Annotated in this window: 21 protein-coding genes; 4 read left to right on the top strand and 17 right to left on the bottom strand. The window is 40.6% G+C overall.

All coding sequences use genetic code 11. The features are described from left to right. The first annotated feature begins 17 nt into the window (after positions 1–17). Complete coding sequence (gene uvsE, locus A6749_RS14460) at positions 18–983, top strand: UV DNA damage repair endonuclease UvsE (RefSeq protein WP_066390763.1); 966 nt, start codon at positions 18–20, stop codon at positions 981–983. Between the two features lie 191 nt (positions 984–1,174). On the opposite strand, the gene A6749_RS14455 is transcribed toward uvsE, so the two are convergent. From A6749_RS14455 to A6749_RS14420, 8 genes are all read right to left on the bottom strand, one after another. Then, positions 1,175–2,617 carry an aldehyde dehydrogenase family protein gene (locus A6749_RS14455; RefSeq protein WP_066390759.1) on the bottom strand — a complete coding sequence of 481 codons (1,443 nt, stop codon included), beginning with the start codon at positions 2,615–2,617 and terminating at the stop codon, positions 1,175–1,177. 48 nt (positions 2,618–2,665) lie between these two features. Next, complete coding sequence (locus A6749_RS14450) at positions 2,666–4,147, bottom strand: sodium:solute symporter family protein (protein ID WP_066390755.1); 1,482 nt, start codon at positions 4,145–4,147, stop codon at positions 2,666–2,668. A 2-nt stretch (positions 4,148–4,149) separates the two neighbouring features. After that, complete coding sequence (locus A6749_RS14445; protein WP_066390753.1) at positions 4,150–4,335, bottom strand: DUF3311 domain-containing protein; 186 nt, start codon at positions 4,333–4,335, stop codon at positions 4,150–4,152. Positions 4,336–4,505: 170 nt separating this feature from the next. Next, positions 4,506–5,933 carry an amino acid permease gene (locus tag A6749_RS14440; protein WP_066390752.1) on the bottom strand — a complete coding sequence of 476 codons (1,428 nt, stop codon included), beginning with the start codon at positions 5,931–5,933 and terminating at the stop codon, positions 4,506–4,508. 71 nt (positions 5,934–6,004) lie between these two features. Then, positions 6,005–7,180 (bottom strand): Glu/Leu/Phe/Val family dehydrogenase, encoded by a 1,176-nt coding sequence (locus tag A6749_RS14435; RefSeq protein ID WP_066390749.1) that lies wholly within the window; start codon positions 7,178–7,180, stop codon positions 6,005–6,007. A 260-nt stretch (positions 7,181–7,440) separates the two neighbouring features. Further along, on the bottom strand, positions 7,441–8,913 hold the full coding sequence (locus A6749_RS14430) for an aldehyde dehydrogenase family protein (RefSeq protein WP_084797834.1): 1,473 nt from the start codon (positions 8,911–8,913) through the stop codon (positions 7,441–7,443). 56 nt (positions 8,914–8,969) lie between these two features. Continuing rightward, positions 8,970–10,643, bottom strand: a complete 1,674-nt coding sequence (locus A6749_RS14425; RefSeq protein WP_066390748.1) for a thiamine pyrophosphate-binding protein — start codon at positions 10,641–10,643, stop codon at positions 8,970–8,972. 98 nt (positions 10,644–10,741) lie between these two features. After that, on the bottom strand, positions 10,742–11,797 hold the full coding sequence (locus A6749_RS14420; protein WP_066390745.1) for an aromatic ring-hydroxylating oxygenase subunit alpha: 1,056 nt from the start codon (positions 11,795–11,797) through the stop codon (positions 10,742–10,744). A gap of 313 nt (positions 11,798–12,110) precedes the next feature. Here A6749_RS14420 and A6749_RS14415 point away from each other — a divergent pair, with 313 nt between their 5' ends. The 3 genes from A6749_RS14415 (at position 12,111) to A6749_RS14405 (ending at position 15,445) form a co-directional block, all read left to right on the top strand. Further along, entirely contained in the window at positions 12,111–13,481 is a 1,371-nt protein-coding gene (locus tag A6749_RS14415; protein ID WP_066390740.1) for a sigma-54 interaction domain-containing protein, read from the top strand. A gap of 279 nt (positions 13,482–13,760) precedes the next feature. After that, complete coding sequence (locus A6749_RS14410) at positions 13,761–14,327, top strand: sigma-70 family RNA polymerase sigma factor (RefSeq protein WP_066390737.1); 567 nt, start codon at positions 13,761–13,763, stop codon at positions 14,325–14,327. Then, on the top strand, positions 14,324–15,445 hold the full coding sequence (locus A6749_RS14405; RefSeq protein WP_066390736.1) for a DUF4179 domain-containing protein: 1,122 nt from the start codon (positions 14,324–14,326) through the stop codon (positions 15,443–15,445). Before A6749_RS14410 ends, A6749_RS14405 begins: the two co-directional genes overlap by 4 nt. A gap of 110 nt (positions 15,446–15,555) precedes the next feature. Here A6749_RS14405 and A6749_RS14400 read toward each other — a convergent pair whose 3' ends face one another. The 9 genes from A6749_RS14400 to A6749_RS14360 form a co-directional block, all read right to left on the bottom strand. Next, positions 15,556–16,011 carry an immunity protein YezG family protein gene (locus tag A6749_RS14400; protein WP_066390733.1) on the bottom strand — a complete coding sequence of 152 codons (456 nt, stop codon included), beginning with the start codon at positions 16,009–16,011 and terminating at the stop codon, positions 15,556–15,558. 20 nt (positions 16,012–16,031) lie between these two features. Further along, the gene (locus A6749_RS28945) at positions 16,032–17,786 is read right to left on the bottom strand and encodes a DNA/RNA non-specific endonuclease (protein ID WP_066390730.1); all 1,755 of its coding nucleotides are present in this window, start codon (positions 17,784–17,786) and stop codon (positions 16,032–16,034) included. A 3-nt stretch (positions 17,787–17,789) separates the two neighbouring features. Then, positions 17,790–18,125, bottom strand: coding sequence for a hypothetical protein (locus tag A6749_RS14390; protein ID WP_066390729.1), 336 nt, complete (start codon positions 18,123–18,125; stop codon positions 17,790–17,792). After that, the gene (locus tag A6749_RS14385; RefSeq protein ID WP_066390727.1) at positions 18,118–18,825 is read right to left on the bottom strand and encodes a DUF5081 family protein; all 708 of its coding nucleotides are present in this window, start codon (positions 18,823–18,825) and stop codon (positions 18,118–18,120) included. Before A6749_RS14385 ends, A6749_RS14390 begins: the two co-directional genes overlap by 8 nt. Beyond that, positions 18,825–19,124, bottom strand: coding sequence for a WXG100 family type VII secretion target (locus tag A6749_RS14380; RefSeq protein ID WP_066390720.1), 300 nt, complete (start codon positions 19,122–19,124; stop codon positions 18,825–18,827). The genes A6749_RS14385 and A6749_RS14380 overlap by 1 nt, the downstream gene beginning before the upstream one ends. Before the next feature lie 7 nt (positions 19,125–19,131). Continuing rightward, entirely contained in the window at positions 19,132–19,509 is a 378-nt protein-coding gene (locus A6749_RS14375) for a hypothetical protein (protein WP_066390714.1), read from the bottom strand. Continuing rightward, on the bottom strand, positions 19,502–24,040 hold the full coding sequence (essC, locus tag A6749_RS14370) for a type VII secretion protein EssC (RefSeq protein ID WP_066390710.1): 4,539 nt from the start codon (positions 24,038–24,040) through the stop codon (positions 19,502–19,504). Before essC ends, A6749_RS14375 begins: the two co-directional genes overlap by 8 nt. Positions 24,041–24,065: 25 nt before the next feature. Then, positions 24,066–25,253: a type VII secretion protein EssB gene (essB, locus tag A6749_RS14365; RefSeq protein ID WP_066390707.1), complete on the bottom strand. Its 1,188-nt coding sequence runs from the start codon at positions 25,251–25,253 to the stop codon at positions 24,066–24,068. A gap of 68 nt (positions 25,254–25,321) precedes the next feature. Continuing rightward, positions 25,322–25,573 carry an EsaB/YukD family protein gene (locus tag A6749_RS14360; protein WP_066390705.1) on the bottom strand — a complete coding sequence of 84 codons (252 nt, stop codon included), beginning with the start codon at positions 25,571–25,573 and terminating at the stop codon, positions 25,322–25,324. Positions 25,574–25,589 lie beyond the last annotated feature (16 nt).

Here is a 25,589-nt window from a genome sequence, read left to right as displayed (position 1 = left end):
CATCAGAGGTGAAATAAATGACAATCGTCCGTCTAGGTTATGTTGCCATGAGTATGGAGCTAAAAAATGCATCGCCATCCAAGACAATGACGTTCGCTCAATTTCAGAAAATTGATGACCGGGAAGCCGCAATTCGTAAATTAGAACGGATTGCATTAACGAATTTGGAACATACATTAAGATTGCTTAGGCATAATGCGGCTTCTGAAATTCATTTTTACCGCTTAACCTCCCGCCTTATTCCATTAGCGAATCACGAAGAGCTGCTGGACTGGAATTATATCAAACCGCTAAAGGGACCTTTGCGGGAAATTGGTGATTTCGTTAAAGAACATAAGATACGAGTTGATTTCCATCCAGATCATTTTGTTCTGATTAATTCTCCAGAGGAGCATATTTTAAAAAATTCAATAAAAACCATAAAACTGCATTATTTATTATTAAAAGCAATGGGAATAGACCCGGTTCATCGCTGTGTCATGCATGTTGGAGGGAATTATAAGGAAACAGAAAAATCACTGGAACGTTTCGTTGATAATTGGATGGACGTCCCAAGATCGATTCAAAAAATGATCATGCTGGAAAATGATGATACATCTTTTACTTTAGAAGATACACTTTACTTATGCGAAAAACTAGATATCCCTCTGGTATTCGATTACCATCATCATTTGGCCCATCATCAGAACCCAGATTGGGAAGCCAGCTGGGATCGAGTTGTGCAAACATGGAGACATTCTCCCCTTCCTATTAAAATGCATATATCCAGCCCAAAGAGCGAGAAGGAGTTTCGCCATCATGCAGATTATGTAGACAGCGAAATGTTTTTCAATTTTCTTGGAGTGATTAAGGGCAGTGTGCCGCAAATTGATTGTATGATTGAAGCTAAGCAAAAAGATGAGGCACTGTTTCAATTAATGGAGGAGATCAAAGCGAGGCCGGATGTTGAGATAATTGATGGGTCGTCTTTCTACTTGAAATAAAGGGTAGCAGTTGGAAGGGTTCCAACTGTTGGTCTTATTACCAGGTAAATTGTCTTTTCCGTCGCCTTTGGCAATAGAAGCCTTTCCTTTTTACTGGATGCCAGTTTTTTTATAATAAAAAAAGACTGACCCATAAAATCGTTTTCCCGATCCCTTGAGTCAGTCTCTTTCTTTTATCCAAGATGTAAAATTTACATTGGATCCATATAAACTGTCTTCACTTCTGTATAAAACTCAATAGCGGCTTTTCCTTGTTCACGACTGCCGGAGCTAGAGTTTTTACATCCGCCAAAAGGCAGCTGTGGTTCTGCCCCCGAAGTTTCAGAGTTAACATGTACAAGTCCTACTTCCGCGTCTTCAACAAAGCGGCGGGCCAATGTCAGGTTGTTAGTGCAGATAGCTGCGCTAAGACCAAATTCCGTATCATTTGCCATCTCCACTGCCTCTTCGTAATCTTTGACTTTAAATAATGCAATGACTGGACCAAAAATTTCTTCACGGGCAATTCGAGCATTACGAGGCACATTTTCAAAAATTGTTGGTTTTACATAAAAACCACTTTTTAATTCTTCATCTTCCGGAACCTCTCCACCACAAAGCAGGGTTGCTTCTGATTTCCCCGTTTCTATCATTTCGAGCACCCCATCAAGCTGTGCTTTTGATACGGCCGGCCCGATATATGTTCCCTCGTGAAGTGGATTGCCAATTGTTAATTCCTTCGTTCGCTTAACGAGCATATCACGGAATGACTCGTAAATCCCTTCTTCGACAATCACACGACTAGTGGCTGTACATTTTTGACCCGTAGATTTAAATGCTCCGCCTACAGCAATTTCAACAGCTCTATCAAGATCTGCATCATTTAGAACAATAAGCGGATTCTTTCCTCCCATTTCCATCTGTACCTTTTTCCCGTATTCTACTGCCTGTATTTGAATCTGCCGGCCTACTTGATTCGAACCGGTAAAAGAAATGGCTTTTATATCCGGATGCTTCACCAATTCATTTCCAATTACAGATCCTCTGCCAAATACACAATTAAGGACACCAGCCGGCAGACCTGCCTCATCAAAAGCTTTCATGACGTGATAGACAGATTTCGGCGTTAAATCAGCAGGCTTTATCACCACTGTATTTCCGTAGATAAGTGCTGGTGCCATCTTCCATACCGGGATGGCAATTGGGAAATTCCATGGTGTAATTAATCCAATAGGACCTAAGGGTGTACGGGTGGTATACAGAAATGTTTTCTCATTAGCCGACGGTATTACATCTCCTAGTGGCTGCCGTGCTTCAGCAGCAAAATATTCGAGAATGCTAACTGCACGACCTGCCTCCCCCATTCCTTCCGAAAATGGTTTTCCCTCTTCTCTAATTAGATCCCGTCCAATTTCCTCTATATTTTCTTTCAAAATAGCCGCTGCCTTTTGTAAATAAGCTGCCCTTTGTTGAATGGAGAGTTTTTTCCAAGCAGGAAAGGCATTTTTTGCAGCAGCAACCGCATCGTATATATCAGCAGCCACGCTTGAAGGGAATTCCCCAAGGCTTTCACTGTTATGTGGACTAAGATTCTCTTTATATTCTTTTGTAGACGGTTCTTTCCATTGTCCGTTAATGTAATTTAAATGACGCATCAATATATCCTCCTAAACTCTTCGATAATTCCTTTTTCCCCCTCTATTTCATGCTGGATTAATAATATCAGCATCATCTTCCACACTAGCAGCCGATTTCCTAGTCACCGCACTTACACCTAACGTTACAGCAATATTGATAATTAATACGGCTAATCCTATATCCAAATCCTTAATAACATTTGGCCAAGACGGGAATAACGTTGCGAGTGACGTTTCGGCAATCGTTGAATAGATGACGATAATACTGCCAACAATCATTCCAGCAAAGGCTCCCTGGACGGTAACGGGATTCTTTTTCCAAAGACTAAAGAACAAAGCAGGAAATAACTGAACCATAAAGCTATAAGACATCAGATAAAGCGTAAGAATCGAGTCCCCGCCATTAAATGTAAAGAAAAGGGTTACAAGTGCTATGACAGGCACCAACCTTTTGGTCAGCTTTGCCAGCTGTTGATCTGTTGTGTTCGGTTTCCATACTTTATAGATATTTTTAGAAAGAATCGTAGAAGTTGCCGTTAATACCAAAGAACTTGGGATAAGCGCTGCCATGGCTCCAGCTGCCCCAATGACCCCGACAAACCAAGGGTCAAAAGACAATTTCGCCATTTTAAATAAGGCTAAATCTGTATCTGGCCCCTTTAAATCTGGTACTTGTATAACACCAGAAAAACCGATAATCAAAGAAAAAACGATAATAATCTGATAGATGGGCATTACTCCTGCATTTATACGCAATGATTTTCCACTTTTAGCTGAGAATATCCCCGCCATCATATGTGGAAACATGTAAAATGCCAGTGCTGTCATGATCGTTGCCGAAACAAACCACGAAATGCTTAATCCTTGTTCAGGAAATAGTAAAAATCCACTTTTGGCTGTATCAATTGCTTCAAACATCGGCTGTATGCCGCCATAATAATGAAAAGGGAAATAAAACCCCATAAAGACCATCACAGACAAGATCAAGATATCTTTAATAATGGCTGTCCATGCGGCTCCGTGCATCCCAGAAACCGTTACATAAATGGTAACTGCAATAACCCCTACGACGATTGCCACGTGAGGAGAAATAGAACCATAGGACGCTTCAGATACAATAATCCCCAATCCTTTTAACTGCATCACTAAGTAAGGGATAACGGCAACAACACTTATGATCGCTACGAGAATACCAAGTGCCTGACTGTTATACTTTTTTTCATAAAAATCTGATTGGGAAAGGACTTTATTTTCCTTAGCATACTTCCAAACAGGCGGCAGCAGCCAGTAAGCGATTACAAAGTAGAAGCAATTGAAAGCATATAGGGCGGGAGGCATACCAGCTCGATAAGCACCACCACTTGCTCCTAGGAATGTATAGGTAGTAAACATCTCACCCGCTAATAAAAAGAACATTAATAGACTTCCAAAACCCCGTCCTCCGACAGACCACTGCTCCATATTCATTTCTTTCCCTTTACGGGCTTGTAAACCTAACCATATACACAAAACTAGGAAAAAGAGAATAACTAGAAGGGCTGCGTTCATAATTATTCTTCCTCCTTATTCGCGGGATCCAGCTTATTAGCAATGATCAAGAACAAAGATGTCAGGCCAACCCAGCATATAGCCCAAAAAAGGACAAATGGCAATCCAAGTACATAGGGTTCCACCCGATTGATGACAAATAGTGAACCCAAGGCTGGTATTAAAGTTAATATAAAAACCTTCTTCATATTTCACCATCCTAGTTTAGAATACATAAATGTAATACATTAAACGATATGTTTTATTTGGATAGCCTCTGTTTGAACCTTCTGATAATTAAAATCCTATTGCAGCTTTTCTTCTGTTCTTCCGATATTGGGATGTCTATTTTCCCATACACCGCTACGACTTTAAAAATCTATTGCACTAGCTTATCGGGTTGCCCGTTTGACGAGACAGTTGCATCAAGTTTCTTTCTAGTAAATTTAAAATAGTAAAAGACATAACAAGCGACAACGAAGCCAAATCCAATATACAGTGATGTCCGCTGTGTCGGATCGAATGCGGTAAATACGACGATCCCTACGCACATGATGAGACAAACAATAGGAACTAAAGGGAAGAAAGGAACTTTAAATTTTAAATCCTCAAGTTTTCCGCCACCCGCAATATACTGTTTGCGGAATTTGTATTGAGCAAGCGCAATCGCCATCCACGTAACTACCCCGCCAACTCCACTGATCGCAAGCAGCACAACAAATAATGTTTCTTCTGCTATAACACTTGTAAGCAAGGAAAGCAAAGCAAAGACGAGTGTCACAAGCAAGGCGTTCATAGGTACACCGCGCTTGTTTACCTTACCGAATGCACGAGGAGCCTGCCCGCTTTGTGATAGGGAAAAGAGAATTCTCGTACATGCAAACAAACCTGTATTGCCTACTGAAAGAATGGCAGTCAAAATAACGAAGTTCATAATATCAGCCGCATATGGAATTCCAGTCATATCGAATACAGTTACAAACGGGCTTTCGAGTACGCCTGCTTTCTTCCACGGAACAATAGCTGATAAGACAAAAGTTGCCAGTACATAGAATAGCAAAATACGAATGACAATACTTCGGATTGCTTTTGGAATATTCTTTTCAGGGTCTTCTGTCTCACCTGCTGCAACTCCCATAATTTCCGAACCCATAAATGCATAGACGACTGTCATCATTGAGATAAATATACCTATGAATCCTGTTGGAAATAATCCGTCACCGATAAAGTTTGAAAGAAGAGGAGCAGATTGTCCCTTTATAGGAACCAATCCGAACATTGCAGCTCCGCCAATCACGATAAAAAAGAGTACTGCTAATACTTTAATTGCAGAGAACCAATATTCCATCTCGGCAAAGCTTCTTGTTGTCAAAGCGTTTATCCCGAATAAAAATAAGGCGAAAACCGTACACCACACCCATACCGGTACATCCGGAAACCATCTGGCCATTAGCAGGCCGGCCGCAATAAACTCCAGCCCAACGTAAATAGCCCAGCTCAACCAGTAAGTCCAGCCAATCATAAACCCTGAGGCCGGACCGATAAAGCGCTCGGCATGTGCCTGGAAGGAACCGGAGACCGGCATTATAACGGACAGTTCCCCCAGACAAACCATGACCAAGTACATAAGCAAGCCTCCGACCAAATAGGCAAGGATGGCTCCTAGAGGTCCAGCTTCACCGATTGCATACCCTGAACCTATGAAAAGACCAGTTCCAATGACCCCACCAATGGAAAGCATAAATAAATGTCGGCTTTTCATTGAACGTTTTAATTCTTTTGGTTGACTCCCTTGTTCAGACTTCATCTTATTCCCCCTTCTTTTCTTCTATCTGCATGATGGATTAAGCAGAAAGTATTTGTTGTTTTATGAACAGCTTATCGAACCGCTTCCCTTTCGGAAGGATCCGCATATTCTAATAAACCGGAAACTTCCGGCTTGAAAATTTCATAGGCAACGTCTCGCTGATACCTGTTTTGGCTCTTTGCTTCTGAGAAAAGTTGATAGGTATTTCTTCGACATAGTTTCTCAATATCATCAATCACAGCCTGCGGATCTGGTTGGACCAATCCAAAAATAACGGCGTCATAAAATCTTATTGCCCCAAGGTTTGCAACAAAATCATTGACGATATCAATTCCTCTTTGTTTAATGATTTCGTCTCCCTCGGAAGAAATCGGAATATTAGCCGCTTCCACAATCAGGCTTGCTTTGACAGTATCAGCATTAGACTGATTAATAACGTCCTCTAATGCACACGGGATGAGAATATCGCAGTCCACATCAAGCCAATCGGAGTTTGGCCTTACCGTATAATTTGGTTCAAAATAGGCCTGATCCATTTCTCCATATACATTCTTATGGTCCATAAGCTTTTGAACATCTAATCCATCCTCACATGTGACTAACAAGTTAGCATCGGAAATTCCGACGATTTTATAGCCCAATTGGGACAATTTCAATGCACAGCTTGCACCTACACAGCCGAAGCCTTGAATGACAACACGCGCTCCATCTTTACCATTTTTAAATTTCCAAGCTTCATCTGCCGAAAATGCGACACCATATCCTGTGACAGCATCATTTAATAATAATCCATCAATTCTTGTTTTCATTAGCCCGTCAAAATCCTTGATCCCTTGAAGAACAGAAGGATCCTGTTTCATTGACTTTGTTAAAGGAATATCGATGCCAAATTCGTTAAATATTTTCAGAACATCTTCATATTTAGTACCTAGATCACTTCCCAAAGATACGCCAATATCAATGTAAGGCATCATGGCAATTAAAAATCTCCTTAATACGGCATAGGCATCTGGAGCTTTGTAATCATAAGAAATACCCGCCTTACATCCGCCGGTCGTTCCGCTGTCACTGGCTACATACTTATAAGCCATGGCCTCGGCCAATCTTTCAACCTCTTCTTTTGTTACTGTCGGATGCATTCTTGTACCGCCGCCTGTATAGCCTTTCACGAAATTATGAACAACAAGCCACCCTTGTGCATCCGTTTCTGTATCATTCCACTCAACGACTAGATATGGTTTAGTCATTTCAAAACCTCCTAAGATTTCTTCCTCTGCTAGTCCCGTAACTATATGAAACATTAACACTATGAATATGTTGTTAATACCTCAAAAAAAACTCAAGTCGATGTCGCTATGATGTGATGAAATTGTTTAGATTTTGCACGTATTGTATTACCGAATTTTCTAAAAACTCACACTAACAAACCTTATATTCACACAGTCTACACATAAAAGTCTGGGAGGAAAAGCTTGCAGATGTTTCCCTGCAAGCTTTCTTTAAGCCTCTATTCAAACCAATGAATCGGCTTTGGATCCAGATTAATGTTAATCTGCTTCGTTTCCTGATATTCTTCCAATCCATACGTACTAAGGCTTCTGCCGATGCCACTTTGTTTATAGCCGCCCCACGGCGCTTGAACATTCGTGAGATGGTAAGCGTTCACCCAAGTGATACCAGCACGGACCTTTTTGATGACACGCATTGCTTTATTTTGATCTGTAGAGAATACAGCCCCCGCAAGTCCGAAGTCTGTATCGTTGGCGATCTTGATTGCCTCTTCCTCATCTTTGAATTTCTGAATAGCCACAACAGGACCGAAGATTTCTTCTCTGACAATCCGCATATCGCTTGTTACATGAGTAAAGACGGTAGGTTCAATAAAAAATCCCTTTTCCAAACCATTTTTCTCAATTCGATTGCCACCCAGAGCAAGGGTTGCTCCTTCTTCTTTTCCAATTCGAATGTAGTCTAGTATACTTTCAAAATGCTTTTCGCTGACAATGGCTCCCATTTGGGAATGTTCATCATTTCCAGGACCAACCCTAATCCCTTTTGCCTTTTCTACATATCTCTCAACGAAGGTATCGTAGATTCCCTCTTGGACAAGAACACGGCTCCCCGAAGAACAAACTTGCCCAGAGCCCATAAAAATGCCAAATAGGGCGTAATCGACAGCTGTTTCCAGATCCGCATCATCAAAGATAATGTTCGGAGATTTCCCGCCTAATTCAAGGGACACTTTTTTCAAATTGCCTGCTGCGGCCTGCATGATACGGCGGCCTACCTCTGTGCTTCCAGTAAAGGAAACAACATCTACATCATGGCTTTCGGCAATCGTCTGACCAACAACGGATCCGGTCCCCAGAATGAGATTAGCAGCTCCTTTTGGCAAATCGGTCTGATCCATCAGTTCAAATACTTTTACTGCTGTCAGCGGGGTAATTTCTGCCGGTTTTAGAAGAATGCTATTACCTGCCGCCAATGCCGGTGCAATCTTCCAAACACTCATCAATAAAGGAAAATTCCAAGGAACAATCAATCCTGCAACACCCATAGGTTCCTTTACGATTAATGTCTGCATATCATCAGAAGCTTCATACACTTGGCCCTTAGGCATATTCAGCAGGGATGCATAATAACGGAATGTAGCAGCGGCCTCTTCAGCATCTGACTGTGCCTCTCTCCTCGTTTTTCCGTTATTCTCTACTTCTAAATCCGTTAACACATCAACGTTTTCTTGCAATTTATCAGCAATCTGTAGTAAAACTGCCGCTCGTTCCTGTGGTGATTGACAGGACCAAACACCGCTTTCAAACGTTGTCTTTGCTATTTTAATAGCTTCTTCCGTTTCTTCTCTTGTTCCTTTCGGAGCTCTGGCAATGACTTCCCGTGTGGCAGGATTAATGATATCCATTTTTTCTGAATCACTAGATTCTGCCCAATTCCCGTTTATATAATGTTTCAATACTTTTACCAAAACGTTGTTCCCCCCTGCTAGTAGGCTTTAAGGCCTAAAGTTGCTAAAATAGGAAATTATCCGAGTTTTGGACGGAAGGATGCGATATATTCGTCCGAATCTTTGTATTCCAATATTCCTACTGCTTCTACATCTACTACAACCATATAAGGTTTTTTGCTTGCGATTGCATTTGCTAATCCTTCTTTGAATTCATCGACCGAGCGTACTTTCTCAGATTCAAAGCCCATTGATTTTGCCATCATGACGAAATCTGGGTTTTTCAAGTCAACGGATGTACGTCTGCCATAGGCTGCTTCTTGATAGTATCTTAAGATCCCATAGCCGCCATCATCGAATAATAGGACAATAATCGGCGCATCTTCCTGTATCGCGGTGATCATCTCACCAGCATTCACCATGAATCCACCGTCACCAGCAATGAGAACGACTTTCTTATCCGGCTGGCCGATTTGGGCGCCAATTGCCATTGGCAAGCCTTGTCCGATTCCACCACCGGTCATGTAGAGGTAATTCCTTGGTTCGTAAATATCGAACAATTTATTCCCCCAAGTGTATCCAGGGATGGTCACGTCCGTCACTAAGACCGTATTCTCAGGAAGCTGTTCACGCATGATATCGGCAACTTCACCATAAGGTCCAATTTGGCTGCGAAGGTCATCACGAACAGCTTGACGGGCAGACTTCACTTCATCTACATACGCCGGATCCGGATGGAACTCCTTATTAGCTAAAATAGTGTTGATCTCTTGTAAAACAGCCTTGGCATCTCCGACCAGCGTATACAACGTATCAAAGTTGCGGTTAAATGCATTTGGATTTAAATCGATATTGATGTGATTTTCAGGTACTGGCAGTGTCCAGTCAAATGTTTCCCCACCACGGAAACGAACCCCAATACTAATGAGAAGATCCGATTTTTCCAATAGCTCCTTCACTTGTGAGGTAGCTGCAAAGTTGCCGATGCAAAGCGGATGATTTTCAGGGATAGCCCCTTTTCCAGACTCACTAGTAACTACAGCAGGCTGAATGTTATCTACTAACGTTTGGAGTTCCTCCGATGCTCCCGAAGCTATCACTCCATGTCCTGCCCAGATGACCGGCCTTTTTGCTCCGGCAATTTTTTCAGCCACATCAGCCGGAATGTTGATTTTCACTTTCGGATCTTGAACTGTTTCCACTTCAATCAATTGATTGTTAGGAATAATCTGTGCCTGAAAATTCGTTGGAATGGAAATGGTTACCGGACCTGTAGGCACAGTCAGCGCTTCTTTGATTGCTTTCTTCATAAATGGTGTGATTTGCTTTGGACGCTTTAACAGATAGGCTGATTTGTTTGCACCATCCATCATTTTCAGCTGGTCCTTGGCTTCATGAATATAACGTTGATCTGTTCCAATATAATTGGAATCAGCTTCCCCTGTAATGTGCAATAATGGTGTTCCCGAGTTCCATGTCTCAGTCAATGCACCTGCACCGTTCCCAGCTCCTGCACCAGTACTTGTTAATACAACACCCAATTTTCCTGTAGCACGTGCATAAGCATCAGCCATGTTGACTGCCCCACTTTCACCGCGTGCAGTGACCATACGGATGCTCCCTTCACGCAGCATCGCATCATAAATTGGCATATTGTGAATACTGACGATCCCGTATACTACTTCCACCTCTGCTTGTACAAGTTCTTTTACAATTGCATCCGCAACTGTGAATTCTGATTGATTGTTCATTGTATTGTCCTCCCTATGCCTAATAATCCTTCTAAGAAGCTTACTTTTTTCATGTAAGAGAAAATCCAGCCAGGTTACTCCATCCTGAATTTCCCTTTCTATTTCTTACAGACATCGATAGCGTTTTCATAAAGATCATGGAAATATTTAATTGCATACTCAGTCGGAGAATAAATTCCATACTTGAAGGCATTCGTGTGGAACCCTTTCTGCAATAACTCCACAAGATCGAAATCCTCTTCTCTTACCTGATTCACAAAACGAATCAGTTCCTCTTGCTCTTCACTAATTTCATCTGATTTAAAGTAATAGCTATAGATAGCCAGTGATTTATCAGGGGCCAGCGGCAAAATTTGGCTTGTCGTCATATTCCCCTCTTTTCCGGGATAGATGCTCACCATTAAGTTTGGCCAAACCCAATAAAAATTGGCGTGATCTTCTTGAGCTTCGTTCGATTTATTCGTCAATTCTGAATATTGACAAGAGAAATTGTCATGTAAATCAATATGGTAATTTTTCATGTCAAAGGTTTTTGAAAACTCAGGGTGTGCAATCTTACAGTGGTCGCACTCCAAATAGTTATCAACAACCGCTTTCCAGTTAGCATCTATCACTCTTTGCGTGACACGAATCTTTTTCAATGAATCTAGGAAAGTATATTTTTCCAAGCTGGCCATGAACTCTCCATAGGTTTCTGCCATTGGTCTTGCCTCTGGATTTAAATTGATAAAGATCATTGACTGGAATACTTCAAGCTTCACCTGCGTCATACAGCTATGATTTCCTAATTCATGTGTACCAAAGTTTGGCGCTTTATTCAATTCTCCGTTTAATTTGAATGTCCAACCGTGATAAGTACACGTGAAAACCTTTTTATTTCCACATTCGCTCTTTTCCACTATCGATCCTCTATGCGGGCAAATGTTGTAAAACGCATTCAATTCATTATTTTTATCTCTGCTAATGATTAATGGCTGATCGGCTATATTAAAAGTGAAGAAATCTCCTGGTTTTTCTACTTGGCTTGTATGCCCGGCTAAAATCCAACTATTTTGGAAGATTTTCTTCTTTTCCTCTTCAAATATTTGCGGATTCACATAATTATCGTACGGCAAAGTATGCTCCAAGGCATAATTTGTTTGTAACTGTTTCATTTTGTCATTCCCCCTACATCATTCAAATCCCATAAAGTGTTTTCACATAAATATTACTTGCAAATTTCATGCCAACTCTCATTCCGTATAAAAGAAGGGGATTACAGGATGTTTAAAAAGTGGAGGTGAGTTTATTTGTGTTCAAAAGAGTGAGTTTCCCTAACTCTGCTATTTACAATTCTAAATATTATGACTACTATAAATGTGATGTGATAAAAATCACACCTCTTACAACTGATGGTTTTATCTTCTGAACACTATAGTACTCGCCTGAGTTCCCAGGCACTCAAATATGATTTTCGGGAGGTCAATCATGACTTTATCCAATTTCTTAACAGATCTAGATTTAAATATGGAAACACTTATTAACATTTTGGATTATTCTTCTGATGAAATTTTTGTTCTGGATAAAAATAAGAAAATTATTTATGTAAATGATGCCTGTAAAAAGCATTATGGTTTAAATAAGGAAGACGTTCTAGGAAAAATCAGCTTAGAATTAGTTGATAAAGGCTATTGGTATCCATCCATTTTCCCTGATGTATTGGATAGAAAAGAGCCGATTACAATGAAACAAACCACAATCCTAGGGGCAGAGCTTCTTACTTCTGTTGTCCCTATTTTAAATGATAAGAAGGAAGTGGAACTAATTGTAACAACCGCAAGGGAATTACAAAGCTACAAAATGCTAAAAGCAAAAGAAAAAGATGCTCATCAAAGTAAAGAAACAGAAGATCCATTCGGCAGCATTATGACAAATAATGAAAAAATGAAAGATTTGCTAAAATTCGCTAAGAAGGTGGCAGCTGCAAACTCCACTTTATTAATTCTTGGTGAGTCGGGAACAGGTAAAAGCATTTTGGCCCAATATATTCACGAAAACGGCAGTAGAAAAAACGGACCGTTTTTAACGATCAATTGTGCAGCAATCCCAGCAGATTTAATGGAATCCGAGCTTTTCGGCTATACACCGGGATCTTTCACCAATGCAAGCCGGTTCGGAAAGAAAGGAATACTTGAATGTGCTGATGGGGGAACAGTATTTCTTGATGAAATAGGGGACATGCCTTTACCTCTACAGGCCAAAATACTGCAAGTTATTCAGGAGAAAACGTTCATCCCCATTGGCGGAAATAAAGAAAAGCAAGTGGATATCCGGATTATTGCCGCGACCAATAAAGACTTAAACAAAATGGTAAAAAGTAAAACCTTTAGAGAAGATTTATATTATAGGCTGAATGTTGTGGATATCCAAATGCCTCCTCTTCGTGAAAGGCAGGAAGACATCATCCCGCTCATCTATAATTTCTTATACAAATTTAATCGAATCCATGAAATGAACAAATTAATTTCTAAAGATTGCCTTGAATTACTATCCCATTATTCATGGCCCGGAAACATAAGGCAATTAGAAAACCTAATTGAAAGGCTTGTCATTGTAAGCGATGATGTCATCGATATCGATGATCTACCCGAGGGCATGTATAATCAAGGACTGCTGCAAATGGAAAACACAGCCCCCACTTCCCTTAATCAAGCAATAGAATCGGCAAAAAAAGAGATGGTTCGTAAGTCTTATAAGGTGAATAAAAGCTCTAGGCGTGTAGCCAGGGATCTGCAAATCAGCCAAACATATGCGGCCAAATTGATTAGAGAATATTGTCAGGACTTATTGAAAGATTGAACATCCTACAAAAAAGGAACTGGAATAGTTCCTTTTTTTGTTAAATTACTATAAGAAATAATTTTAAAGGAGGGCGCTCTTGTATAGACCCTATCTTTATATTCATTATTACCCCGTTACCATATTCGCCTTTCATTAATTCCTTAGTACTCAAGTATTCCCTATTACTCTGATAGACTAAAAATAAATTTACCTTTTTATTAAAATTCCGAGAAAAAACCTTTTTACAACCGTTATATAGGGTGTAAAAGCTTTTACAATACTTAAGGGGAATGGTTTATGAAGTGTAATGATACAAATTTTATAAAGCGTCTGCAGCGGCAGGACGAGGATGCCTTGGATTATATAGTTGATCAATATCTGCCATTAATTAAGGGGGTTACCTGTAAAGTTCTCAGTCCTCTTCATAACACTGGCATAATCGAAGAATGCATCAATGATATCTTTCTTTCAATCTGGAACAATTCGAAAAAGTTTAACGGAGAGGCAAACGATTTCAAGAAATGGGTTTGTGCCATTGCCAAATTTAAAGCTATTGATTACTACCGACAAGCTAGCAAAAGGTTAGAAATCGCTTCAAATGAAATGGATTTGAATCCAGATCAATCAGTAGAAGATGAACTGATTATGTTAGAAGACAGAACTGAGATAATCAAGTTAATCAACCAATTAGAGCCAGTTGAACGAGAGATTTTCATCATGAAGTTCTTTCTCGGTTTAAAGACGGAGGATATTTCAGTAAAACTCGGTATGACCAAAGCTGCGATTGATAATCGAATTTACCGAGGAAAGAAGAAACTTAGCCAAAAAGCGGTGAACCTAAAGTTAGGAGAGAATGGCGTATGAAGGACATTTATGAATTGCTAAATGATATTGACATAGATGAAAATGAGTTTAAGGAAATAGAAGTAAGTGAACTCGAAAAGGCTAAAGTCAAGCGGACTTTAAAAAAGTCCATCAACCGGAAAAAGAAAACAAAAGGCTGGAAGATGACTGTTGCCGCTGCATCTATTATCGCCGGTCTATCCGTAACTACATTGGGATTGACGTTTCCTGCTTATGCCAAAAACATCCCCTTCATTGATGATATTTTTCGCTTTTTTGATCAAGACACAAATACTTCCCAAGATAAATCATCTGGATTGTTCTCTAATTACAAGGAGTTCTCCAGTGAAATTAATATGACACAAGAAAGTAATGGAGTTAAAATTATCGTAAATGATGCCGTTTTTGACGGAAAAACTGTCACAATCACCTATTCTATCGAAAGTGAAAAAGAGCTAGGAAATGCCAATATTTCCTTACCGAAAATAGAAGGAATGGCAGGTACAGCTGGCACTGGCCAAACTACTAAAATAGATCAAAATAAATATGTAGGCATATTAACGGCAAGTAATATCGATGATCATAAAATGAATGTGGCAAACATTAAATGGAATATTGACAAAATTACTACCCCAGAGAATCAAACGGAAATCAAAGGTGACTGGAAATTTGCTTTTAGTCTTAGAACAACCGATAGTAAAGTACAACTAGCCGACGGCAGCGCTGAAAAGAACGGGGTAAAAGTTAGGATCAATAAAGTATCCTTTACACCAATGTCCTTTATCATTTATTACGACCAAGAGGTTTCCATTCCTATTAAAAACAAATGGGACATGGCATATGTTGAATTGGAAATAAAAGATGACTTAGGGAATAGTTACACTGGCGCAAGCAATGGAGGATCAGGTATTGATGGTATCAATAAGATGAGCTGGAGCAAAACATTTGGAAAATTAGACCCCAATGCCAAGAAGCTTATTATAACTCCTCATATTTACTTAAATAATTACAATTCAAATAATTATGCCTCAGCAACAATAACGGAAACTGGGGAAAAGAAAGTTTCAATACCAACAAGTTCTGATACGAGGAAAGAGGATTTTGTATTGGAGGATATTGTTGTGGAGTTAGAGAAATAAAAAAATTAAGGGACTGCCTTTGTAGTGTAAGGCAGTCCTAAGTGTTATAATTTCAAAATGGAAAATCTTAAAAAATAATATAGTTTTTATTGTTTAGAGGTACTCTTTTTTTAAAGGTTATTAATTTTTACCTCTTCAAACCACTCATCAGCTATATGATCGGCCGTTTTAATGTCATCATTAGTATATACTAAATCATACTTGTAGTCTGCTTTAAAGTTGCCACTCTTAACATCATATATTAATTTCATCTCGGTCGGTATTTCTCTTTCATATTCCTTACATAATTCTTCAATTTTTTCGATATCCTCACATAATATGCGTAATACCATAAACCCCCGTTTTGGGGACACATCAAATCTTTCTTCTCCAATCTCCAATGCATCATTCACTTTATGACTCTTTACATACTTATTATTAATCAAATAAAAGAAATTACTCGAAATAACTCCTTCTTCACGAGAAGCATAAACATACACCCTATCGGCTCTATCCTCAACAAATTCCATACATATAGATATCATATCTGCTTGTAATTCACTAAATCTATCCTCAAAACTTTTCATATAATTTTCCTCTCCTTAGATTAATTTTTAAGTATTTTGAAGCCCCATTCCCCATCAATAGAGTAATTAACTATAAATTTCTCAGGACGCAATTCATCCCCAGTATATGTTATTTCAACATCAACCGTTACCTCTTTTGGAGGTGTTTCTTTTAAAGCTGTTGCCCATTCATCTTCAATTTTCTTATATTGCTTCAAGTTAACATCAGATAATTGCGATACCAAGTTATCTAGTTTAGGTGATCCTCCAAATCTATCACCTGCCAAATGGCCTGCATGGTCCTGTCCTTTTACTTTACCAAGTGTATTTTTACTGTGTGACAATCTGTCTTCTCTTTTTGTTAACTGTAAGTTTTCTGTTTCGAATTTTGAAATCCTACCTAAATGATCTGTTTCATAAAAGTAATCATATTCGCCTGTTTGATATCTAATATTAGGCTTTAATCTATTTTTTCTTCCATTGGTGAAATGTTGTCCCTTATCCACAAATGTCTTTATATCACTTACTTCATTAGAAACTTTACCCGTAACCTTAGCAACACCCTCAATATTTATCCCCTTAATCCTGCTAACCATACCTGCCAACGAATTCTCGATCGCATGGGTATTTTCGGCTGATGTGGCGACCTTTCCGATCCCGGCATATTCCGGTTCCAAAAGCGTTCGAGGTGAGAAATTGTTTCTAACATAAGTTACGGCTGTGTCTGCTGCTTTTCCTGCTTCTATTATATCTTTGGCCAGCTTATTTTTCACCACATTTGCGGCGTCTTTTACAGCGGATGAAGCACTTCTTAGACGGGTGACGGATTGCTGCCCAGCTGTTTTCACCATGTTGTCAATATGCATGACACCTTGATTGAAGCTGCCTTTCATCCCTATGCCCAAATGCCCGATATTTTCACCAGCATGGGCAATGCGCACAGTACCGCTAAACTTCGTTAAACCGCTCACCCCTGGGACAATATCCAGCGGGGCTAAGACTCCCCGAAAAACTCGTTCCCCTGTGCCAAGCTCCCGGCCGGAAACCCAATCTTTCCCCGACACCGCGGAGCTCAATTCCATCGCTCCATAGGCTGCCCCTAAGGCCATGCCGGCCGGCGGGCAAATGAGAGTTGCGCCGACAATCACGACTAAGGCCCCAATCTGTGTCCAAAATTCCTTGTTTTCCTGCCGGTTACGAATCGACTCATATTCAAAAGCACGGGTATTGACGGCTGCCTGCTGGTATTGTTCCTGTGTAAAATCTTGATCGGGATTAAGCTCTTTCCAGGCTTCATACTCAAGCTTCATTTGTTTCCCATAGTAGTTATCACCGTTAAATAGATCATCGATGCTTACTTCTGTTTTTGGCACTTCAAGCTTTTGCCTCTCACCATAGCCAGCATAGACGAATTGTGTATCAACGGCTCCGATACGGTTTTTCGTTGTGTAATTGGATATGGTTAAATCCCGCATCGCCTCGACAAACGTATCCATATCTTCATAGAAAGGCTGGTCAATCGTCCGGTCGACAATATCGCCAACCTTGCCGGTGAACCGGTGTAACACCTGAAAGTCTTCATACAAACTCTGGTATTTGCTTTTTAAACTGGTGTGATGAAAGGAAATGACACCATCACTATCATATTTCGCGATGTCCGCCTCGGCATCCTCCAAATTGTCACTTACATCTTTTAAACTATCAATCATTCCTTTGCCCCAGCGGCCGAGACCGATTAAATCCCCAATCCCATCCCGCATCTTTTTCCAGTCCGACGGGATATATTTTACATCCATCTGCTAAACCTCCAGCTTGGCAATGATTTGTTGAGCTATATTCTCGTCGGTCTGAATCATTGTATTTAAAATATCGACAACCAATGCGGCTGCTCGGGAATAATTATCATAGAGATCCATTACTTTGCGATTTGCTTCCGGATAAACCGCCATCGTTTTTTTGGCTTTTCCCTCCGTGTAATAGTCAATATTTCCGAGCCTTTCTATATTTGGCACCGCATTATTCTCCAATTCGGTAATGATTGCCAATAAATGTTTATAAATGGTGGTGATTTCATCAGGATTAATATTAATGAGTAATCCCGAACCACCGCCCTCACCGGCCATTGCTTTAAGCATATGACTTCTCCTCCTTATAAGGGAAATCCATTTCATCAAACAATAGTTTTAAAAACCAATATTGACTGGCATGGTAATATTTTCGATTCACGGTATCCACCATGATCAGCTTCTCGTCTTTTGTAAAGATTAGCCATTGCTGATAATAACGGGCATTGAACCTTTCTCTCGGCTCCTCCGTTAAATGAAAGAATTCCAGATTCATAAGCATCTGTTCTGGCTCAAATTCCTCCATCTCTCGTCTTTCCTGATGGGATAATTCTACTTTTAGGAAGTTCTTTTCATCTTCCTCAGGTTCTCTTGCCACAAGCGGGAATTTTTCCGTTAAAATTCGTAAGGCGGTTGCTTTCGAAATGATTCGTAACTGATAATGGCCTTGCTCTTCCAGTTCTACTAGAACAATGACCTCTTCACTTTCCTTGTCTCGAAATGCAAACATTAAATTATTAATCCGAACATATTTATCACTCAGATGATAAGCCTCGATCGTCTGAATGATGATGGCCCCTATTTGAGTGATTTTCCCTTCAGGGGATACTATCCCCTTTTCGATTAAACGCCGCTGTGCCACTTGGAATACCTCTTCACCTTGAAACTGGAAGATCTCTTTCTCAGGTAAACCAAACAGGACATTTCCGCCAAAAGCCGCTGCCAACAAATATAATTCGGAAACAGAAAACGCTTCTGTTGATGCCTTCATCACAGATTCCTCACTTCTGCTACCGAACTGTCGCGAAGAAAATCCCCTACATAACCGTTGTAGTTGTTTAATGCCTTCGTTTGTTTTTTTACAGCTGACTTCATATCCTTATGATATTTATGAATGATTTCAAGATAGCTTAGAAAAGCGTCCCGTGATTTTCCACTCCATTTTGCGGAATGAACGTAAGCAATCAATTGTTCACATTGCTCATATGTTTGATCAATGGATTGCTCCAACGCCTTTGCCGCAGATTTTGCCTCATTCACCTTATCTCCATCAATTTTTACGTTCCCCATCTATCCATCACCTCTTCTTCGCTCTCTCACGCTCTTCCCTTTCTTTTCGGGCCTTTTCTTGTGCTTCATGAATCGCTAAGTTTTTATAATAGACATATCTTGAATATGCCTGATTTTTGGCTGTAACGAGTGAACTGCGTTTGTCTTGGTCCTGCTGAAAATAACGCTGCAGCTTTGCATTCAGCTTTTCTCGGCTGTTGTCGAAATCATTGGAGGGAATTTTGCTATTTGATAGATTAGGAACCGTACCAGTATAAGACCTGTATGCGGAACTAGCCTCAGAAACTTTTTTATCATGTTCCGAGACCGCGTCAGCTAACCTTTCATAAAGCTTGAGGTACTCATCTCTTTTTATCTCTGTTCCTGTTTTGAACCAATTAAACACCTATGTTCACTCCCTCTCTCCTTTGGCTAGGGGCAGCTATTTTTATCTTTTCTGCCTTACCATGTTTAATATAGTAAGCTTCATAGGCTTGCAAATTCTGCTCTTTATATGGGCGATTTAACACCTCGAGGATGTTTTGATCGCTGATTCTGCCAATCAAGACGCCGGTCTTTTGTTTTTTCACACTGGAAGCCAAGTCATCATATTTTCTCTCGAGCGCCCCATATACCGCCCCGACAACAAAGTAAATTCCAGCTCTCGCTCCCGCTTCAATCAATTTTGCCAGTGTCTCTTGTGCAGTAAAGGACAAGGTGTCAATGATAAAGGACATATCCGTAATTAGAACAATCATTGGACGAATTTCCTTTAGAAAGTCTGATAATGCCGCTTGCCCGTTTGTTGCCGCCTGTATCTGGTGGAAGGCATCTTCTCTTGTTTCAAATAATTGCTGCAGCCTTTCGACGAATTCCTCCATACTGGAGGCAGTATCCGCGTAAATATTTACATTTTCCTTGTATCCTCTCAGTCCTGAAGAAGCATTGTCGATTAATCCTATATCAACCTTTTCATTCATTGCTATACTCGAAATTACTGTTGAAAATGTTTGTTCTACTGCATCCATTTGCTCGCCCAAAATGACGATATTTTTATCTTCAACCACAGTTAATGCCACCGGTTCAACCTGTTCAAAATCAACTGCAAATGGAATAGAGCCTTTGGTTAACATGGTTTGAGCTTCTGCACTTTGAATAAAATCAATGAATGGAAGTGTTTCCGGAACCATCGGGATTGCTAATGGACGCTTTCCTTTCCAATGGGCAGCCATTTCCCGGCACTCTTCTTGAAGGCGGTGAATAATGGCCAGCGTATCTTCCCCTTTTACAGGAAGTGCTGTTTGGAAAAGCAGAGGCTGCTCTAATTTAACTAAGCCCCGTCCTGGAATTTCCTCTATTCTTAAATCTGTTCGCCCGACAATATTTCTTGTTTCAATGTCATCAATCATATATAAAGAAATTTGATGTTTTATATTCGCCAATAATGGAGGTCTCATGGCATTTTGACGCCCCGCACTAATCACTAAATGAATGCCTACGCTGACACCTTCCCTGGCAATTTGCGCGGCCATCTTTTCAAATTCCTCTCGGTATACCGCGTCACCAATAGAATCAATGGTATCAATGATGAGCATAATCGCCGGAACTTCCTCTCCGCTTGCCTGCTCATACATTTCCATTGTTGCGACTCCATATTTGCTTAATCTTTGCTTCCGCTGCTTCATTTCCGTGTTTAGACGGCGGAATAACTTGCCTAATTTAACCTCCTCATCCACCATGATCGTGTCTGCTACATGTGGCAATTCCTTTAACGGAAGCAAGCCATTTGTTCCTAAGTCAATCAGGTAAATATGCAATCTTTCCGGACTCTGCTGTCTCGCCAAATCCATGACAACCGTTTGCAAAAAGGTTGACTTGCCGTAGCCCGGACTTGAGAAGACAGCCATATGGCCATCTTTAGAAAGATTTAAGCATACCGGCTCTTGTGCTTGCGTTTCCGGAATGTCTAAAAAGCCAAATGTAACTTCTAATGGCTTTTTCTCCTCCAGCCAAGATGTTTTGTAAGCTACATCGTGTAAATCTGAAAGGAAGATCTTTTCCTCCAGCGGCGGCAGCCAAGGCCGCGGAAGTTCCACGATCCCCTTACTTGCTGCATAGTCTCGAATATAATCCACGACCGCATCGAGCTCAGTTGGAACTTTGGAAATTTCCTTCTGGTTGGCTAAACCGCTTAAATCATCGGAGATAATATCATATTGGCCCAGTTCATTGATTGCATAGATGGTCGTATCGGTTGTCTCTTGATCACCTTTATCAGGACGGTAATCGGCACCGCTCCAGGCACTTTGAAACAGCTCATAAATTTCATTATTCCCGACCTGCAAGTAGGCGCGACCTGGCAAGGTAATTTCTGCTGCATCTGGGGTTTTCAGCATTTCCATCGAATCACTGGCATTTTGCACCTTAAGGGCCAGTTTGAATTTAGAGTTGGACCATATTTGATCATCCACGACACCACTCGGTTTTTGCGTTGCAAGAATCAAATGAATTCCAAGCGAACGACCAATCCGGGCTGTTGAGACTAGCTCTTTCATAAACTCCGGCTGCTCTGATTTTAGCTCAGCAAACTCATCCGAGATCAGGAATAAATGAGGCATCGGCTCACTCGCTTCACCTGATTTATATAGTTTTTGAAATTGATTGATATGGTTGACATTATGCTCATTAAACAAGCGCTGGCGTTTTTGTAATTCTGCCTTAATGGAAGCAAGTGCGCGCATCGATTGAGCTCCATCCAGGTTCGTAATCGTCCCCAATAAATGAGGGAGATGTTTAAATAAATTCGCCATCCCGCCGCCTTTATAATCGATAAGCAGAAACGCGACTTCATAAGGATGAAAGTTCACAGCAAGTGAAAGAATATACGACTGAATGATCTCCGATTTCCCCGAACCTGTTGTTCCGGCAACTAAACCATGCGGCCCATGTGCCTTCTCATGCAGATTTAACTGGACCATATCATCTTTTCCTCTCAGCCCGAGTGGAACCGCAAGGCTTTTATACGTTTCGTTCCTGCTCCAGCGTTCCAGAATTCCGAGCTCTTCCACCCTCTCCACATTGTACATTTCAAGGAAAGTGACACTTTCCGGAATGGAGTTTTTCAAGTTTTGCAAATGATGAAGGGCCGCCAAACTGCGTGAAATATCTTCTTTATTAAACGCCTGTGGGAAATGATCCGGTTTAAATTTACGATTAACCAGTTCTCCCTCTTCCAGCATAATATTTCCGTTTGCGGCATCACGGATATCGATGACCGTTTTTACATGTTCCGGTAATGACTGCATCACATCTTGAACAAAAACTAGCGACACACCAAGTTCGCTTGGGTCTTCATTAAAGTACTCCATAACCGGATGGTCCAAAATCAGCTTTTCATCCGTAATAAGTACGATGATATGCGGCGAGAAATAAAGCTTTTCATTCTTATTGCTTTTCTCATCAATGGCAAGCTTCCGCTCTTTTAATATTTGATAGACAGAGGTTAGCACTTGGTCTCTTGACCGGTCGTGATAAACAAATCCCCGTACATTTAGATTGCGTATGCTTGCATGAGGGAGCCACCTCATCCACTCCCATTTATCCTTCTCCTCCTCAGGAAAAATGGTCACAAACTGTACATCATAATAACTGTGGAACAGTGCAGTCTGCATGACAAGCAATTGTAATTGTTCCAATACTAGATGACGCTGTCCAATGTAACCAACCGGCCCCTTCGCCAATGAGGTCACCACTGGTACATCATCCAAATTCAAGTACTGCGAACGCAGCTCCCGTGCAGCTTCCACAAGCTCATCCTTCTTTAAGGTGAACTCCTCCATATTGAATTCAATTTCAAAACTTGTATCAACACGCCCCAGCCCGGCGCGATACATCAAAAAGTCGTGATGAAACATTGTTTTTTCATAGATCCGCGAATCAACGTTAAGCGCCATTTGCCGCAATTGTTCCACACTTGGATAATGATAGGTTAAAGCATGGTGCTGCTCATTGCTTGCTTCATATAATTCCTTTGTCTTCTGCTTCAAATATTCCCGATAACTTTTATCCCGTTCCTTTATGTCCAAACGGTATTGCTTTAGACTTTTCAAATAAGAAGTAATCGAAAAAATAACTGTCACAATGGTCATCGACAACATGACAATTAGATAAAAACCACTCCGCAGAAAAATGGAAACAATCACCATGGCCGCAATCATGACTAACGGCGGTACAATGACTCGCGCCAGCTGCTCATTCGGTTTTACCGGCTTTGCCGATGGCTGGGCTATTTTCCGCTTTTCAACCGGCTCTCGGTAAATAATACGCGGAGAGCGATGGTAAGCAGGATACTCAGCACCATATCTTTGTTCTTGATCATACAAACGGGCTAATTTTGTTCCAGTAAATGACGTTGATTCATGGATCTTCATATCATCCTTACCGGCTATAACCATCAGACCATCAAAATAAAGCTGATCACCAGGCTTTAGTACCACTTCCCCCATCGTCCTGAGAAAATTGTGATAGACTACACCGCTGTATACTTCAAGCTTAAAAGGTTCGCCAAGCTGTTCACGATAAAGAAGAAGATGGACTGCTGCGTTCGCAATCATTACATCATCATAATCGTTTGATCCAAATGTAATACTTTTATGCTGCATCGTATCGAAGGTCAAAACGGACGATTCCCCTGTTAGAAAAAAGTGCAAATGGGAATCCCCATGTTCCAATGTGTACTGTTCACCCTCGAGTAAGTGAGTTTCACCAATCTTGCAGCACTCCCCATTCCATTCCACTGAAACCGGCGGTTGGAGCTGTTGAAACGTTATGGTATTTGACCAATCCTCACCGATTGTGATCGTCTTCGGTTTATTGGTTCTTAAATGGCATTTATGTAATTGTTCACCGTCATCCAGCAGTAATAATCGTTGTGCCATTTTTCTCTCCCTCTCTGTGCCCAAATCATTCATTGTTTTCCTTATTTAGAATGGGGTTTAATCCATATTTATCTGTGTATGCTTTCAATTGCTCTTGATAGTCCTGAATTTCCTTTTCCCGCTCAGTACCGCTCAAATTAGGGTCATTTTTTGCTTGTTCAATCTTTTTAACGAACCCATACATTATCAATGTCGGATCATCGATATATTTCGCCAAATCAATGGACCTGTCGAAGTCACCGCGGCCATTATAAATCCAATACAATAAATAACTGCTGTCGCTTTTCAAACTGATATTCTTCAATATATTATCCTTTGGAGCCGCATCTAACGGTTCCGTTTGAATATACGAATAAGCAAGAATGTATTTTCCTGTATCCGTTAGTTTTTCAGGATTTACGCTCTCAAGATCGTTGATGACATTTCCATAATCAACCGCTAGAAAGTGCCGGTGCGCCTTCAGCAGATGATTTTGATAGGGAATTTTGTTAAAACTAACATAAATCAATGGCGCTGCTAAAATAACCACGAGAGCAAGCATGGAGAAGGTCAGTTGTTTAAAAAGACGGAACCGTTTCTTTGGTACGATTTGCATCCTTTTTTCTGTTTCCAGCTGTTCTTTCTGATAACTAGCTTCCAACAGTTTAATTAGTGCATCTAAATCATTGATAGCACCGACCTGCCGCTCAAATTCAGTGTCATTTGCCTGTTTTAATGATCCGGAATAGAGTTCATCAAAGCTGTATTTTTTTGAAAATAATGCAACAGTTAAACATTTATATTGGAGGAGGAAGTATTCCTCATTGATCTCGAATGGGGGAACTATATCCCGGATTCCGCGATATACGAGTGCGGCCAGGAGATTATCATCAAATAGCAGATTATCCGGATGCAAGAAGAAAGTCATACGTGTGGTTAATAATTTTCGAAAACGAGCCAGATTACATAGCAAGCGCAGTTTATCGTTTCGGCCACGCTTACGGACATCCTCCCATTTCTTAGCCTTACCGCTAACGGTAAAGGAGAAAGTAAATTGATCATCTTCTGTCGTCACCGTTACCGGTACAAACAGGTCAGTATTTTCATTTAGAAGCGCTAATTGGCGTTGATCCTTAACACGTGTTTGTGACTTTGCAAGCTTTAACTCCCAATTATCATCGTGTATGGAAAAATGATATGCCATGGAATCCATTTGGATGGTCTTGTCGTTCATTCTCTATTGACTCCTTTTCTAAGTTACACTTGTCTTTCGCCGGACTCATACAAGGGAAATCTTCTAGCTTATAAAACTAGTAAAATATCACCATTCGTTACTGGATAATCAGCAAGCCGATCATCGTCCGTTAAGAGAAGCTCTTTTGCAGGTATTTTAATAGCAAAGAGGCTTGCCTTTGACACATCCAGGCCTAAAGCCTCCACTAAGTTTCCCAATAACTGTTTAATCGGCTGATGAACGGGGATTCTTACATCATACTGCCCTTGATCCCATTGGCAAAAGTCCACCGTTACATTAATATGTGTTCCCCTAAGCACCTTCTAAAAAGCCCCC

The sequence above is a fragment of the Neobacillus mesonae genome (assembly GCF_001636315.1).
GTDB lineage: Bacteria > Bacillota > Bacilli > Bacillales > Cytobacillaceae > Neobacillus > Neobacillus mesonae.
Note: the sequence above shows the minus strand (reverse complement) of the source record. Positions and strands in the feature narration are given on the sequence as shown.